This window comes from Neptuniibacter marinus, assembly GCF_001597725.1.
In the GTDB taxonomy this organism is placed as follows: Bacteria; Pseudomonadota; Gammaproteobacteria; order Pseudomonadales; family Balneatricaceae; genus Neptuniibacter; species Neptuniibacter marinus.
Window position 1 is genome coordinate 237,642 of record NZ_LUTR01000003.1, and the last position, 14,805, is coordinate 252,446.

The window sequence follows — 14,805 nt, forward strand, 5'->3', positions numbered from 1 at the left end:
ACGTGTATTTTTATACAGTATTTTGCGTTTGTAAAGAAACTTATGTTTTTTTATACAGTGTTTTTTGTTTTTCTTCCTAGTGAGCTGTTAGAATTACATCTAGACATCCAATCCTAGGTTCGGTACTTCCTTTGTTAGATAAGCAGCTTAAACAGTCAATACAGCAGGCCTATAGTACGTTCTTAAGTAATCGTGGGCTTCAATCTCGTTATGGTCAAAAAATGATGATTGCTGAGATTGCGCGAACTTTAGCTGCGATCTCGCAGAACAGTGAAGGCGAACGTAATGGTGGTTCGCATATTAGTGTGGTAGAAGCGGGAACAGGTACGGGTAAAACATTAGCCTATTTGTTGGCGGCTGTTCCCATTGCCCAGCAGCGAAAGAAAAAGGTTGTTGTATCTACGGCAACAGTTGCTTTGCAAGAGCAGCTAATCATGAAGGATCTGCCCCAGTTAGTAACAGAGGCTGGCGTTAATCTGACCTATGGCTTGGCGAAAGGACGTGGTAGGTATTTTTGTATTTCTAGTGCAGAAAAAGTACTAGAGCAGCAAAATGAGTTAGGCCAGATCGCGTTGTATGAAGATGAAGTTGCGCAAAAAATTGATCAGTCAGATATTTCTCAAGTTCAGGAATTGCTGAGTTTGTATGCTTCTGGTGAGTGGGATGGCGATCGTGATGGATTAAAAAATACTGTGGCTGATCCTATTTGGCGGTTATCCACCAGTGATCATATGCAGTGTACTAATCGGCGCTGCAGTAATTTTTCAATTTGTCCTTTTTTTAAAGCCCGACAAGAGCTTGACCGTTGGGATCTGATTGTTGCAAATCATGACTTAGTGTTAGCTGATCTCTCCCTTGGCGGTGGTGCGATTCTTTCCGCTCCGGAAGATACGATCTATATTTTTGATGAAGGTCACCATCTTGGTACGAAAACTACAGGTCATTTTTCTTATAGATTACGTGTTAAGTCTAGTCAGCGCTGGTTGGCGAAAGTTACTCGTTCATTAAATAAGCTGCTAAATGACACATCAGCGCATGTGGTATTGCAGGGCTATGTAGAAAAAATGGCTAACCCCTTCTCTGATATGGAGCGTTCACTTGAGGAGTGGCAGTTGCTGTTGCAGCAGTTATTAATAGATAAACTTCAGGGGGCAAGTGACCGTTATCGGTTTGCTCAAGGGGTTATTCCTGAGCCTTTGCAACTTATTTGTCATAACTTCGCTACGGCAGCCGAACGTGTTGTACTCAAATTGGAGCAGATAGTCGATCTATTAAAAGAGGCGATGGATGGTGAGTTGGCTGATATTGATAGATCCATTGCTGAAAAATGGTACCCGCAAATGGGTGTTTTTCTCTCAAGAATGCAGGCTATGTTTGGTTTAGCTCGCTCTTATGCATCTCCTGATGAGAAAGGGGGGCTTCCGACAGCACGCTGGGTCTTACGTGTTGACGGTAATGAAGGTTTAGATCTGGAGTGTTGTAGTAGCCCTGTATCAGCTGCCGCGACACTTCAGGAACATCTTTGGTCCCAATGTTATGGTGCTGTTGTAACTTCAGCAACACTAACAGCATTAGGACGTTTTGATCGTTTGTATGCCGATTTAGGTATTCCTGTAGATAGTCCGTGCGCTATATTTCCTAGCCCGTTTAATTTTAGTGAGGCTGCTGAGCTACGGGTTCCAGCAATGCGTACTGATCCCAGTAATCCGAATGATCATAATGGCGAATTGGCTGAAATTTTGTTGGCTTCTTTGCCTAAAGAAAAATCGACCTTAGTGTTATTTAGTTCTTGGCGACAGATGCGGTATGTTCTTGAGCAGATGCCTGATAAGATGGTCGACAATATTTTGGTTCAAGGTGACCTTGCAAAGCATGAGATTTTGCGACTGCATCGTGAACGTATAGATAATGAACTGCCAAGTATTATTTTTGGACTTGCTTCGTTTGCGGAAGGGGTAGATCTTCCTCACGAATATTTGACGCATGTGGTTATTACTAAACTGCCTTTCGGCGTGCCTGATGACCCTGTGGATGCCACATATTCAGAATGGATAGAATCTCAAGGCGGCAACCCGTTTGCTGAGTGGGTTATACCTATGGCCTCGATGCGTCTTACTCAGGCGACTGGCCGATTACTTAGAACAGAAAAAGATCAAGGTATAATTACTCTACTGGATCGGCGGTTTATTACGCGTCGTTATGGTAAGCAGTTGTTGGCAGCATTACCGCCGTATAGGCGAAATTTTTCTTAGGATATATTGAGTTGACTATAGATAATACAATGGATATGCATGAAAAAAATAAGACCGAAAGGAAGGTGAGATCTGTACCTTCTCACGCATCACGGTCGGATGACCGCGCTGAATGGAGTCCAGACCAAGTAAATATTCCTGCGGTTGAAGGAAAACAGCGTTTTTGTGATTTCAATTTGCCAGATACTGTTCTTCATGCTATCGCCGATCTTAATTTTGAGTACTGTACAGGGATTCAGGCTGCAACAATTCCGGCTGCGCTGGATGGTAAAGATATAATTGGTAAGGCCCAGACAGGTACAGGTAAAACTGCTGCTTTTCTATTGGGAATTATCACCGACTTAATCGATTTCCCAATCGAAGAAAAACGTCGTAAGGGTGAGCCAAGGGCTTTAATTGTCGCGCCGACTCGTGAGTTAGCGTTACAAATCGCTGATGATGCTGAAAACTTAGCTAAGTATACGGATCTTCATGTGGTTAGCCTTGTTGGAGGTATGGATTACGATAAGCAACGCCAAAAGCTAAAGAAAAAACCTGTCGATATTCTGGTCGCAACGCCTGGGCGTTTAATCGATTTTGTAAACCGTAAAGATGTCGATCTGTGGAATGTGGAGATACTGGTTCTTGATGAAGCCGATCGTATGCTAAGTATGGGCTTTATCCCTGATGTACGTACTATTGTTCGTAATACACCGCGCAAAGGGAGTGATCGTCAGACATTGCTTTACAGTGCAACGTTTACCGATGATATTTTGAGCTTGGCGGAACAGTGGACACTTGATCCCGTGGTTATTGAGATCGCTCCAGAGATCAGAACCACTGATAATGTGAGTCAAACCGTATATCTTGTGGCGGCGGATCAGAAATACCGCTTACTGCGGAATTATATGGATAAAGATCAAGCTGAGAAGGTTATTGTTTTTGGTAATCGTCGAGATGAAACACGTCGTTTAGCCGAAAAATTATCTAAAGATGGGATTAAAGCGGCGCTAATGTCGGGTGAAATTCCACAGCAAAAACGTGTACGTACCTTAGAAGATTTCCGTAATGGGAAAATCCAAGTACTGGTTGCAACAGATGTGGCTGGGCGTGGTATCCATATTGATGGTGTGACCCATGTTTTTAACTATCAACTGCCTGAAGATCCTGATGATTATGTTCATCGTATTGGACGCACAGGGCGAGCGGGCGCTGCCGGCGCTTCTATCTGTTTTGCCTGTGAAGATGATTCCTTCCTTATTCCAGAGATTGAGGCGGAAACAGGGGTTAAGTTAAACTGTATCCACCCGGAACCAGAGCTTTTACAAGAGCCGCAAACGGCTCCTCGTACACCCAAAAAAGAGTCGCCGGTTCCGCAAGAATTAGATTTAAAAACTGAAGCTGTCAGCAAAGATAGCGGAAGTGAAATTAATGGAAGTGACGATGCAAAAGGACATACACAAGACAAAGCGTCTAGCTAATATTGTTGCGGTAGTATTTAGTGCGGTGATTGCCGCATTAGGTGTTGCCGGGTATCAGCGCACAGATGATCCTTTACAGTTGATGCTTTTTTTAGGCTTGGCGTGTTTAGGGTATTTCATCGTTCTGCTGTTATTTAAAGGCATTAATAAAATGCTGGATAGCTTGGACGATTCTGTTAAATAAGTTTGTACTGGAAAAAGTTATGTCTCAGATACGTAAGGTGGCCGTTCTTGGTGGGGGTAGCTTTGGTACCGTTATCGCAAATATGGTAGCGGAAAACGGTTCTTATGTTCGTTTGTGGTTAAGAGATGAAGTGCTTGCCGAAGCTATAAATCACAAGCATGAGAACGCTCGCTACCTTCCTGGTTATATACTTTCTGACCGTTTGTCAGCTTCAACTTCGTTACAAGACGTTTTGTCAGATGTTGATCTAGTGTTTATCTCCATTCCTAGTCAATCCTTTCGTCAGGTTGTTCAGCAAGCTCGCCCTTTTTTAAAGGCGGATCAGATGCTGGTGTCTACTACAAAAGGGATTGAAGCCAATAGCTTCCGTTTAATGAGCGAGATTCTTCGAGAGGAGATGCCCTCTGCCCGTATAGGCGTACTGAGCGGACCTAACTTAGCGAAAGAAGTGGCGGCTAAGCAGTTGACGGCAACAGTTATTGCGAGTGATTGTGCAGAGTTACGAAGCGAAGTGCAGGCTAGGCTTCATTCATCCTATTTTAGAGTCTATGCCAGTTCGGATACTTATGGTGTTGAACTAGGGGGAACCTTAAAAAATATCTATGCAATTGCTGCAGGCCTTAGTGCTGCTCTTGGCATGGGTGAAAACACCAAAAGTATGTTGATGACACGAAGTTTAGCCGAAATGAGTCGCTTCGCTGTTTCTATGGGGGCAAATCCCATGACCTTTATTGGTCTTGCTGGTGTAGGCGATCTTATAGTGACGTGTATGTCTCCATTAAGCCGTAATTACCGCGTAGGTTATGCTTTAGGTGAAGGCAAAAGTCTTGAAGAAGCTGTAGAGGCTTTAGGGCAGGTAGCTGAAGGTGTAAACACTATAAAGCAAGTTAAAGAGAAAGCTTCTGAAATGCAGATTTATATGCCTTTAGTAGTTGGGCTGTATGAGGTGGTTTTCAATAAAGCGCCTATTGCTGAGGTCGTTAAAATGCTAATGATGAGTGAGCAAAGCACGGATGTAGAGTTTGTTCTTCCACGTGAGGGAGTATGAAGTTCTTTTTGATGCGTCATGGTGAAGCGGAGCATTCAGCTTCATCGGATGCTAAAAGACATCTAACGACAAATGGGATTAAATCAGTAAGAGGAAGAGTGAATCAATACTCTGAGGACTTATCTGAGATTGATCTTATTATTCATAGTCCTTACCTTCGTACGATTCAGACATCGGAGATTATAGCTGATAGCCTGAACTTATCGTCGGCTCTCGTAGAGTCTGCTCTCTGGACGCCAGACTCTGACCCTTTAGTTGCACTGGAGTCGTTGGCGCATCATAGCAAGTCAACACCTATAATTGTGACCCATATGCCGCTAATCTCTATTGTCGAAGCTTTATGCTGTGAGGGCGTAATATCTTACCCTAGATCATTTTCTTGTGCTGAAATTGCAGAGATCACGGCTGACTGGCCTGCGGCTGGGCTTGGGAGCTTGATTCGACGTTTTTAGCTTTAAGAGCGTTTTTGCCTTTTATGCGCAGTTTTTGCTGTAGCTCTAATAGCCCACTATGAGTAGGAAACATGCTCAATGCTTTGTCTAATACTTGATCCCTATCTTCTTCCTTTCCAATTATATCGTAAGCAATGGCTAAATCTCTATAAGTTACAATCGCCGGTGTAACTTTAACTGATTGCTCAGCCCAATTAATATAGTCCTGTGCTGGTTTTTTGTTATTTTTAGAGGCGCTAATTAGCATGTTACGTCTAAGTAATAGATAGGTTGTGTATTCTCTAAAATAAGCTGATTCGAGCGATGAACGTAGATATTGAGGTTGGCTCTGATTACGTTGCAAATAACTTACAATGCCTGCGCTTGCTATCTGTGTCTGGATTAAAGTAATTGTTGCGAAAATAGAGAGGGTAGCGAAGCTAATCGGTATAGTTCTTTGCGCCGCCATTGATAGCTTTTCGGTTGTTATCGATTTTTTACCATGTTGATGGGTTAAAAATAGTAGGAAAAGCAATAAAAACCAATGGGTATTGGAGATATAAAAGGGGAGTTCCACTTGAGTATGGAAGACTAGCGGTAAGAGGAGTGCTGAATAGCCCCATCCTCTCTGCCAGCCTGCTTTGAATAATTGAACTAGTGTAAAAATTGCGGCTGCGAGTATACCAATAATTGATACAATCCCACCTTCAACCAGCCAGAAGATCAATTCATTATGAGGGTGGCTAAAACGGGGAGCAGATCTAAGACTACTGTCTGTTTGCTGTTGATATTCGATGCGCTCTTCTTGGAAAACCTTTTGGAAACTCCCCAATCCGTGACCAATAAGTGGGGCTTGAGCGAAAATATTTAAGGAAAGGCTGTATATATGCCATCTGACATCAGCGCTAACTCCACCAATTGCCCTGTCTACTTTATCTGCTGTTTTCTCAAGTCCGCTTTTGCCTAAAATACCACCTGCTAAGGTTGCTATGATGAGTGCAATAAAAATTATTTTGGTCTGTCGAAATAGTTTCCAGCGACCGATAAATAGGCAGAGTAAGCCTAAGGCTGCACCGAGCAGTCCGACCCTAGAACCACTGGTTGCTATATTGTAACTTGCACCTAATGCAGCGATTAATAAGGTTGCTTGTATTATAAAGCTAAAGCTACGAAGCGATGGCCTAGATGCTAAATAGTAAGTAAGCACCAAAAATGTAGCCATAAAAGAGGCTTGTAAATTTACTTGTTGGAAGATACCTACTGGTAGATGGTTAGGACTTACAGGCATTAAAAAACTTAAATTAGACGCTCCTGTTAGGGCTTGAATAATGCCGTAAGTAGCAGCAATGAGTCCCATAGCCAAAATTATATAAAGACTGCGTTCTATATGTTTAGATTTAAGCTGGAATTGAAAAAGGCTAAGAAAAAATAGATAGCCTCCCATAATAACGGATAATCTGACAATCCATTCAGTTGGATTGTTTTTATCAGCAATAAAGCCTGTTACTAAAGCACCAATAGGTAACAGCGCTAGACCTAGCCAATATTTTGGTAAAATAATTTGTTGGTTTTTATAAATCAAAAAGCTAGCACTAGCAATAATCCAGCTTGCAACAATCCAAATAGCTCCGTTGTAAGGTAGAAACAGCCCTTCGCCACCTAAATTTGGTTGGTAGTAAAAAGGCGCAATTAAAAACAAACAGCCGAATAATATAAAAAAAAGGCGTTGCGGCTTTTTTAAGCTTGGGTCATGTTCCAGTTGCTGTCCTAATATCATCAAACTTTCCTTGCAGTGCTTATTTCTGCACAAGATATTACCCGAATTTCTGTTTATAGTATGCAAATAGCTTTGTGTATCAGCTGATTAGTGAGAATTTCAATGTCGGATTGTCGTGAGTATTATATCGATGCTGCTGGATATAAAGTTGCTGTTGTGGAATATGGAAACCCTAATGGGCGGCCGGTATTGGCGTTGCATGGATGGTTAGATAATGCCGCCAGTTTTTATCTATTAGGGCAGCATATATCGGAGATTCGTTTCATTGCGATTGATTTAGTTGGGCATGGCCTTTCAGATCATCGACCTAAAGGGATGCCTTATCATATTTGGGATAATGTGACTGACCTGCATGGAGTAATAAACGCCCTAAATCTTGATCAAGTTGATTTGATTGGGCATTCAATGGGAGCAAGTATCGCTATGATGTTTGCAGCGTGCTTTCCTTTGAAGGTTGATAATCTGATGTTCATTGATGGATTAGGACCACTGTTTTATGAGGTGGATGAGCTACCACAGGTTTTTTCTGATGCGATAATCAAAAGAGAGAAAATGCTTTCACGTTCTCTTAAGCCTTATGGGAGTTTTGATGCGGCTGTTGAAGCACGAGCGAATGGTCGATGGCCTGTATCAAAAGAAGCCGCAGAGAAATTAATGGCGCGGGGGTTAACATATACGGACAAAGGTTATATTTGGAACAATGATCCTAAATTGCTACTACCCTCATTGATACGTTTCAGCCCTGAGCAGGCGAAATCCTTTATTCGGAAAGTGAAATCTAACGCTATAGTTATAATAGGTGAAGAGGGGGCACGTGATAGTATTGTCGATCCGTGGCTAGATGATTTGGCCTCTTCAGAGGTTATCGAGTTGGTAGGTGGGCATCATCTACATTTAGATCTTCCCATAGCAACGTTATTGGCTAGCAAAATAGATAGCTGGGGGAGTAAAAAGTAGATGGTCATTTGTTAGTAGATTAGATTTAGTTTTAGTAAACGAATCGGGATAAAAAAGTTATGCGGTTTTCTGTTTTTCTATATGTATTATTTTATTCCACTTTTGCAGTAGCAGAGGCGGACCTTACTAATTCAAGTGATTACTTTCAGCTTGAACGTTTTCCAGGCTCCTACATTGTTCAATATGATAAAAAGGATGAAAACTACCGACTGATACTGGGTGGTTTAAAGAAAATAAAGGGCGTTGTTACACCAGAAAAAGAACGTCGGGTTACAGGGGAATTAACACAAATTACATACCGGATACCTGAGTTGAATACGCCTGATGAAGCATTTTCAGTACTAGAAAATCAGCTGATCAAATTAGGTGCTACGAATTTATTTAAATGTACTGGGCGGGATTGCGGAAGTAGCAATCAATGGGCTAACGCTATATTTCGCTATTCTCGCTTGTATGGTTTGGAAGAGAGTCAAACCTTTGCATCTTACCGTATAAATAATAAGTACTTTTCTCTATATGCGGTTAAGCGCGGTAATAAACGTGTTTACTTAAGAGTAGAGGTGTTGGTGGAAAATGTTCTAGGCATGGAAGCCCAAGCTGAGCAAGGTGATGGAATACCATTCACTGGAAAAGAATCTGAATTTAAAGCCTTAGTTAAATATTTAACAGAGAACCCCGAGCGAACATTATGGCTTGTCGGGCAAAACTTTTCAGGCTCTACCTATAGACAGCAATTGGATAAGTCGAATGATCAGATTATGGCTTTAAAAAATCGCTTAATAGAGCAAGAGATTGATGCGGAACGTATATCTTTATATTCCTTAGGTGGTTTTTCTTCAGAGCAAAATACTGAAGTGTTAATTTTTATTGAGTAATGCTTTACTTCAAGGGTGTGAATATATGGCAACTGTTTCGCTGGTTTTAGGTAGTGGTGGTGCGCGTGGTTATGCTCATATAGGTGCGATTGAAGAGATTGAACGTAGAGGCTATGAGATTGTTTCTGTTTCCGGAAGCTCTATGGGCGCATTGGTTGGGGGTATGTATGCCGCGGGTCGGCTAGCGGAATATAAAACATGGGTTTCATCGCTAAACTGGATGGGCGTTGTTAAGCTACTTGATTTTACTTTGTCTAAAGGAGCGATTAGAGGAGATAGAATATTTGTACAACTTGCTGAAATCTTAGGTCCTCGTTTAATCGAAGAGCTAGACATTGATTTTACCGCCGTTGCAGCGGATATTGCTCATCAAAAAGAGGTTTGGTATCAAAAAGGTTCATTGCTTGAAGCGATTAGGGCGTCGGTTGCTGTACCGGGATTATTTACGCCTGTGATTAAAGAGGGGCGGGTACTTGTTGATGGAGGAATTCTCAACCCTCTGCCAATTATTCCTGTCGTGGCTGCACAAGCTGATCTTATTGTTGCGATCGACTTAAATACAGGTGACTCTAGTCATAGTCATTTATCTTTACCACGTAATCAATATTTGAATCGCAGTGGAATAAGCGATGAATGGAATATGCCAGACCACGATAGACCTGAGGATAGGTATATTCCTAAAGCAGATAAGATTGGTGGGCGAATGGATATACTGCTTAATTCTGTTGAGGTTATGCAGGCCAGCTTAGCTGAATATAAAATAGCAGGTTATCCCCCTGATCTTGTTATTCGTATCCCTAAAGTTTTATGCAGTTTTTATGATTTTCATCACGCAGTACCTATCATCGAATATGGGAGGCTTGCTGCTCGCGAAAGGTTAGAGGCGTTTGAGAATGGTCAGCCGCTATAATGGCTGTCAGAATTTACTTTGAAATTTTATTTCTCTCGTTTAAGTAATACATAGAGTGCACCGGTTCCACCATCTTTTGCTTGAGCTGAACAGAAGGCCAATACGCCAGGCAAGCGTTTTAGCCATTCATTGACATAAGACTTTACCATGGGTTGTTCACTGGCTGATGAATGCGCTTTACCATGAACTACTATAACGCAGCGGCACTTGTTTCTACGTGCATCGAAGATAAAACGGCTGAGTTGGTCCCTTGCCTGGTCAACGGTATAACCATGAAGATCTAAGCCTTGTTCCCAAGGCAGATGGCCTTGTTTAAGGCGTTTTAAAACGCTGAATTGTACACCAGGGTTAGCAAAGAGCAGCTCCTCAGTTGATTCAACTAATTCTACAGCTTGATCAGATAGGCCATCGATCACTTTATCTTCTTCAAGTGTTGCCGCTTGGCGACGATAAAGCAGACTGTGTTTATCCTTAGGTTTTGTTACTGAAAGGTCTGCTTTGTCGTGTTTATGTTGTTGGACGCCCTCCATTGCATCAAAAAAGGATAATTCGTTAGTTGGATTATCATTCGGGTCTTTCATGGTGTTCCCAAGCAAAGTTTATTAATATGGCGGTCTTTCATAAACAAATTATCGGTCCAGAGTGTATGAGTGATCAACCCTTGTTTTCTAATTCGGTGAAAAATGAACTGCATAGCCTTAGAGATTATATCCGTTTTGCGATGAGTCAATTTGGTGAACACCGAGTTTATTTTGGGCATGGGACGGATAATGCTTGGGATGAGGCGACACAATTGGTCTTGGCCGCTGTTCATCTACCTTGGAATATAAATCCTGCTGTTTTGGACGGTCGTTTAACGGAAGATGAAAAGGAGCGGGTATTAGATTTTATTAAACTACGTACGCTAAGGCGTAAGCCATTGCCATATATCACTCATGAATCTTGGTTCTGCGAACTGCCTTTCTTTGTTGATGAAAGGGTGCTGATTCCTCGTTCTCCTATTGCTGAGCTTATTCAAAGTGAGTTTGCTCCATGGCTAAGAGAGGGGAGTGTTGATCGCATTTTAGATCTTTGTACTGGGAGTGGTTGTATTGGTATAGCTTGCGCTTATGCATTTCCCGAAGCGGAAGTTGATCTCGCGGATATTTCTAAGGGGGCACTCGATGTTGCAAATATTAACATTGAGAAACATGAGATGATTGATCGTGTGCATACCATTGAAAGTGATCTGTTTTCCGATTTAGACGGTAGAAAGTATGATCTGATTGTCAGTAATCCCCCTTATGTTGATGAGGCCGATCTAGCGTCTATGCCCGATGAATATAGCCATGAGCCAGAAATCGCTTTAGGTTCAGGCTCTGATGGATTGGATATTACGCGTAGAATTTTACGGGAAGCATCTGAATATTTAACCGATGACGGTCTTCTTGTGGTTGAAGTCGGTAATAGCGAAGTACATTTAATGGAAACTTATCCAGAGCTTCCTTTAATTTGGCTAGAATTTGAGAATGGTGGAAATGGCGTATTTACCATTACTGCTCAAGAGCTACGTGCATATAGAGATAGCATTTAATTTGCTATAATTACGCGCCTAATTTTTTATATATGTTTTTTTGTTTCTTAATGGACCGATACAATGTCAGGAAATAGCTACGGTAAACTGTTTACGGTCACCACTTTTGGTGAAAGCCACGGTAAGGCATTAGGTTGTATTGTTGACGGCTGTCCTCCCGGCATTGAATTGTCTGAAGCTGATCTTCAGCTTGATCTGGATCGTCGTAAACCAGGTACATCTCGTCATACTACACAACGTCGAGAGGCGGATGAAGTGGAGATACTATCAGGTGTATTTGAAGGTAAAACGACTGGTACACCTATAGGTTTGTTGATTAAAAATACAGATCAACGTTCTAAAGACTACTCTAATATTGAAGAGACTTTTCGACCTGCCCATGCGGATTATGTTTATACGCATAAATATGGTTTCCGTGATTATCGTGGTGGTGGGCGCTCTTCTGCCCGTGAAACAGCTATGCGGGTAGCGGCTGGAGCTATTGCTAAGAAGTTTTTGGCATCGAAAGGGGTGGAGGTAAAAGGTTATTTATCTCAGCTTGGCCCGGTAAAAATTGACCACGCAAAGTTTGACTGGAATGAAGTTCACAATAATCCTTTTTTCAGTCCAGATGCTGAAATAGTCGCGACTATGGAGCAGTATATGGATGACCTTCGTAAAGAGGGAAATTCGGTAGGTGCAAAAATTAGTGTGGTAGCTACAGGTACACCTGTTGGTTTAGGTGAGCCTATATTTGATCGTTTGGACGCGGATCTAGCCCATGCTTTAATGAGTATTAATGCAGTCAAAGGTGTTGAAATTGGTGATGGTTTTGATTGTGTTGCTCAAAAAGGGACTGAGCATCGGGATGAGATGACACCGGATGGTTTTCTCTCAAATCATGCTGGCGGTGTATTAGGTGGTATATCAACAGGGCAGGATATTATTGCTCATATAGCTTTAAAACCGACCTCAAGTCTCCGCTTGCCAGGTCGTAGTATTAATAGCCGCGGTGAAGAGATTGAGGTTGTGACTACGGGACGTCATGATCCTTGTGTTGGCATACGTGCCACTCCCATTGCCGAAGCGATGATGGCGATTGTGCTGATGGATCATCTACTGCGTCACCGTGGGCAAAATGCTGATGTGATGTGTGATGTGCCTATTATCACTTAACGATTGTCAGCATAATTTATAGATCAGGAAGGATAAATTAGCGATAGTTTATCCTTCTTTTAGTTTGGGGCTTCAAACCTCACTTTTTGGTATAGAAAATGTCTTTCGACTTGCTAGATCACTATTCATTGTATACACAGCCTCATTTTCCACCACGGACACTTCCGGTGGGTTTTATGCTGCGTCTAGCACGAGCATTGCATACTTATGGTATGACGGCTTATGAACTCGAAAGCACAATGAACCGAGTCGGTATTCGGTTGGGCTTTGGGGTGCAGTGTCTGGCGCAACCTACGACTTTAATTATGAGCTTTTCACATCCAGAAGAACCTGAGCCGAAGACTTATGTTTTTCGGGTTGAGCAGGGCGAAGTGAATTTAGAGCGCCAAATTGAAGTGCAGGAGATCGTAAGTGCTGTACTTGATGAATCTTTATCGGTGGAAGAGGGCGCTGGGCGTTTAAAAACTATTTCTAATACGCCTCCTCGTTTTGGTGTAAAAGGCCAAATGGCTTCATTTGGACTATTAGCTAGTTGTGTTGCCCAGTTATTAGGGGGCGCGATCTCTGAAATGATCGTTGCTCTTTTTGTTGGGATTGTGACTGGGTTTGTTGCCGTTAAACTTTTACAAACTGAGTCTCTCAAGTACCTTTTCCCGACCATTTCTGCCATTATTTCTGCTCTATTAGCAAATTTTGTGGCGAGTTTTGGCTTATTGTCCTCACCAGATATTGCAACCGTCGCTGGGGTTATCGCTTTAGTGCCGGGATTGCCTTTAACTACTGCAGTTGCTGAATTAGCGAGACAAAACATGGTGTCAGGCACTTCTAGGCTTGTATATTCAGGAACTATCTTGTTACAAATTGGTTTTGGAGTAGCTATAGGTAATGCTTTGGGTGTTGAGCTTTTTCCTGCAACAGAGATTAGCCGAGAATTTTTCCTACCTGATTGGAGTATTTGGATCTCCATTGTTATTGCCGGTATATCGTTATGTTTTTTATTCCAAGGGCGACCAAAAGATATTCCATGGATTGTATTGGGAGGATTAATTGCATTTTCGACGACTTGGTATGGCAAAGAGTTCTTTGGCCAAGTTATGGGGGCGTTTATGGGAGCCTTAGTCACAGGCTTAGCCGCTAACTTATTTGAGAGGATTTCTGGGATTACGCGTGGGGTTATGCTTATGCCAGGTATTTTACTTTTAGTGCCTGGAAGTGTTGGGTTGCAGAGTTTGTCGTTACTTGTTGAGAAAAATGTTTTAGAAGGGATCGATACCGCATTTAGTATGAGCTTTGTTGCTATCGCTTTAGTAACTGGATTATTATTTTCATCTTTAATTGTACCGCCGAAAGATATCTGACTATCCTTTGTTGAATGCTAAACTGCAATTATGGGTAATAAAGACGCTGTTGTGATTAATATTAAACGCTACCTAGTACATCATTGTGTCATTACGTTGTGCTGTATATTTAGCGCAGCTTATGCGGGCGAAGTGCGGAAAATTGTTCATCCTGATGGGCGGGTTGAGTATACAAACTTAACGGACCAACAACGAAATATTCATTTCACCAATCAAAGTAAGAGTTCGACGAGCAGCGTTTATAAATATCGAAATAATAAAGGGATTCTTGCTTTTTCAGATCAGAAACCCGTTAACGCTGACTTTGAAGTACTTCGTTTTGATTGTTATGCCTGTAGCCTTTCGTCAAACGTGAATTGGCATACAACACCGTTAAATCTTTCCGCTTATAAGCAGCAAGTGAAGATCATGTCAGAGAAATATGGTGTTGAAGAATCATTAGTTAGAGCGGTTATCCATGCAGAATCAGCATTTAATAAAAATGCTACTTCCCGGGCTGGGGCTCAAGGGTTAATGCAATTAATGCCAGCGACCGCTAATGAGCTAGGTGTGAAAGATAGTCTTAATGCAGATCAAAATATCGAAGGTGGGGCTAAATACCTTGCTCAGCTCTTAAATAATTTCTCTGGCGATATGCGTTTGGCAACTGCTGCATATAACGCAGGCCCTGGCGCCGTATCGCGCTATAATAGTGTGCCCCCTTACGCGGAAACTCAAGCTTATGTGAAGCGTGTGGCTATACTCAAGAAGCGTTACGCAAAAGCAGAGTAAGTCAGTCTTAATTATCGTAAGGGTCATGGTCATAGTTGCGCTGAGCTTATTATC

At 42.1% G+C, this 14,805-nt stretch carries 14 protein-coding genes; 12 read left to right on the forward strand and 2 right to left on the reverse strand.

All coding sequences use genetic code 11. The features are described 5' to 3' along the window. The first annotated feature begins 131 nt into the window (after positions 1 to 131). The 5 genes from dinG to sixA are packed head-to-tail and all read left to right on the forward strand — an operon-like array spanning position 132 to position 5,396. Complete coding sequence (gene dinG, locus A3774_RS04790) at positions 132 to 2,252, forward strand: ATP-dependent DNA helicase DinG (protein ID WP_067863924.1); 2,121 nt, start codon at positions 132 to 134, stop codon at positions 2,250 to 2,252. 35 nt (positions 2,253 to 2,287) lie between these two features. Beyond that, on the forward strand, positions 2,288 to 3,712 hold the full coding sequence (gene rhlB / locus A3774_RS04795; RefSeq protein WP_067864136.1) for an ATP-dependent RNA helicase RhlB: 1,425 nt from the start codon (positions 2,288 to 2,290) through the stop codon (positions 3,710 to 3,712). Further along, positions 3,675 to 3,896 (forward strand): hypothetical protein, encoded by a 222-nt coding sequence (locus tag A3774_RS04800; RefSeq protein ID WP_067863927.1) that lies wholly within the window; start codon positions 3,675 to 3,677, stop codon positions 3,894 to 3,896. The genes rhlB and A3774_RS04800 overlap by 38 nt, the downstream gene beginning before the upstream one ends. A 19-nt stretch (positions 3,897 to 3,915) precedes the next feature. Then, positions 3,916 to 4,944, forward strand: a complete 1,029-nt coding sequence (locus tag A3774_RS04805) for an NAD(P)H-dependent glycerol-3-phosphate dehydrogenase (RefSeq protein ID WP_067863930.1) — start codon at positions 3,916 to 3,918, stop codon at positions 4,942 to 4,944. Further along, positions 4,941 to 5,396 (forward strand): phosphohistidine phosphatase SixA, encoded by a 456-nt coding sequence (gene sixA / locus A3774_RS16330; RefSeq protein WP_075107903.1) that lies wholly within the window; start codon positions 4,941 to 4,943, stop codon positions 5,394 to 5,396. The genes A3774_RS04805 and sixA overlap by 4 nt, the downstream gene beginning before the upstream one ends. On the opposite strand, the gene A3774_RS04810 is transcribed toward sixA, so the two are convergent. After that, positions 5,344 to 7,152: a PglL family O-oligosaccharyltransferase gene (locus A3774_RS04810; RefSeq protein ID WP_067863933.1), complete on the reverse strand. Its 1,809-nt coding sequence runs from the start codon at positions 7,150 to 7,152 to the stop codon at positions 5,344 to 5,346. The genes sixA and A3774_RS04810 overlap by 53 nt on opposite strands. A gap of 102 nt (positions 7,153 to 7,254) precedes the next feature. Here A3774_RS04810 and A3774_RS04815 point away from each other — a divergent pair, with 102 nt between their 5' ends. From A3774_RS04815 to A3774_RS04825, 3 genes are read left to right on the forward strand one after another with little or no spacing between them, the layout of a single operon-like run. Next, complete coding sequence (locus A3774_RS04815) at positions 7,255 to 8,109, forward strand: alpha/beta fold hydrolase (RefSeq protein WP_067863935.1); 855 nt, start codon at positions 7,255 to 7,257, stop codon at positions 8,107 to 8,109. A gap of 59 nt (positions 8,110 to 8,168) precedes the next feature. Then, on the forward strand, positions 8,169 to 8,984 hold the full coding sequence (locus A3774_RS04820) for a DUF4892 domain-containing protein (RefSeq protein WP_067863938.1): 816 nt from the start codon (positions 8,169 to 8,171) through the stop codon (positions 8,982 to 8,984). A gap of 25 nt (positions 8,985 to 9,009) precedes the next feature. Beyond that, on the forward strand, positions 9,010 to 9,894 hold the full coding sequence (locus A3774_RS04825) for a patatin-like phospholipase family protein (RefSeq protein WP_067863940.1): 885 nt from the start codon (positions 9,010 to 9,012) through the stop codon (positions 9,892 to 9,894). A gap of 26 nt (positions 9,895 to 9,920) precedes the next feature. Here A3774_RS04825 and A3774_RS04830 read toward each other — a convergent pair whose 3' ends face one another. After that, complete coding sequence (locus A3774_RS04830; protein WP_067863943.1) at positions 9,921 to 10,475, reverse strand: Smr/MutS family protein; 555 nt, start codon at positions 10,473 to 10,475, stop codon at positions 9,921 to 9,923. A 65-nt stretch (positions 10,476 to 10,540) separates the two neighbouring features. Here A3774_RS04830 and prmB point away from each other — a divergent pair, with 65 nt between their 5' ends. The 4 genes from prmB (at position 10,541) to A3774_RS04850 (ending at position 14,751) form a co-directional block, all read left to right on the forward strand. Beyond that, positions 10,541 to 11,467 (forward strand): 50S ribosomal protein L3 N(5)-glutamine methyltransferase, encoded by a 927-nt coding sequence (gene prmB, locus A3774_RS04835; RefSeq protein ID WP_067864138.1) that lies wholly within the window; start codon positions 10,541 to 10,543, stop codon positions 11,465 to 11,467. A 63-nt stretch (positions 11,468 to 11,530) separates the two neighbouring features. Then, a complete protein-coding gene (aroC, locus tag A3774_RS04840; protein WP_067863948.1) occupies positions 11,531 to 12,622 on the forward strand; it encodes a chorismate synthase in 1,092 nt (363 codons plus the stop codon). 176 nt (positions 12,623 to 12,798) lie between these two features. After that, a complete protein-coding gene (locus tag A3774_RS04845; protein WP_197468005.1) occupies positions 12,799 to 13,980 on the forward strand; it encodes a threonine/serine exporter family protein in 1,182 nt (393 codons plus the stop codon). 30 nt (positions 13,981 to 14,010) lie between these two features. Beyond that, positions 14,011 to 14,751 (forward strand): lytic transglycosylase domain-containing protein, encoded by a 741-nt coding sequence (locus A3774_RS04850; protein WP_067863955.1) that lies wholly within the window; start codon positions 14,011 to 14,013, stop codon positions 14,749 to 14,751. Positions 14,752 to 14,805: the final 54 nt, after the last annotated feature.

Bases quoted from the DNA above. Each gene is read 5' to 3' on its own strand.
- aroC (WP_067863948.1), top strand. From the start codon at position 11,531: ATGTCAGGAAATAGCTACGGTAAACTGTTTACGGTCACCACTTTTGGT.
- sixA (WP_075107903.1), top strand. From the start codon at position 4,941: ATGAAGTTCTTTTTGATGCGTCATGGTGAAGCGGAGCATTCAGCTTCA.
- A3774_RS04830 (WP_067863943.1), bottom strand. From the start codon at position 10,475: ATGAAAGACCCGAATGATAATCCAACTAACGAATTATCCTTTTTTGAT.
- A3774_RS04850 (WP_067863955.1), top strand. From the start codon at position 14,011: ATGGGTAATAAAGACGCTGTTGTGATTAATATTAAACGCTACCTAGTA.
- A3774_RS04810 (WP_067863933.1), bottom strand. From the start codon at position 7,152: ATGATATTAGGACAGCAACTGGAACATGACCCAAGCTTAAAAAAGCCG.
- A3774_RS04845 (WP_197468005.1), top strand. From the start codon at position 12,799: ATGCTGCGTCTAGCACGAGCATTGCATACTTATGGTATGACGGCTTAT.
- rhlB (WP_067864136.1), top strand. From the start codon at position 2,288: ATGCATGAAAAAAATAAGACCGAAAGGAAGGTGAGATCTGTACCTTCT.
- A3774_RS04825 (WP_067863940.1), top strand. From the start codon at position 9,010: ATGGCAACTGTTTCGCTGGTTTTAGGTAGTGGTGGTGCGCGTGGTTAT.
- A3774_RS04800 (WP_067863927.1), top strand. From the start codon at position 3,675: ATGCAAAAGGACATACACAAGACAAAGCGTCTAGCTAATATTGTTGCG.
- prmB (WP_067864138.1), top strand. From the start codon at position 10,541: ATGAGTGATCAACCCTTGTTTTCTAATTCGGTGAAAAATGAACTGCAT.
- A3774_RS04815 (WP_067863935.1), top strand. From the start codon at position 7,255: ATGTCGGATTGTCGTGAGTATTATATCGATGCTGCTGGATATAAAGTT.
- A3774_RS04820 (WP_067863938.1), top strand. From the start codon at position 8,169: ATGCGGTTTTCTGTTTTTCTATATGTATTATTTTATTCCACTTTTGCA.
- A3774_RS04805 (WP_067863930.1), top strand. From the start codon at position 3,916: ATGTCTCAGATACGTAAGGTGGCCGTTCTTGGTGGGGGTAGCTTTGGT.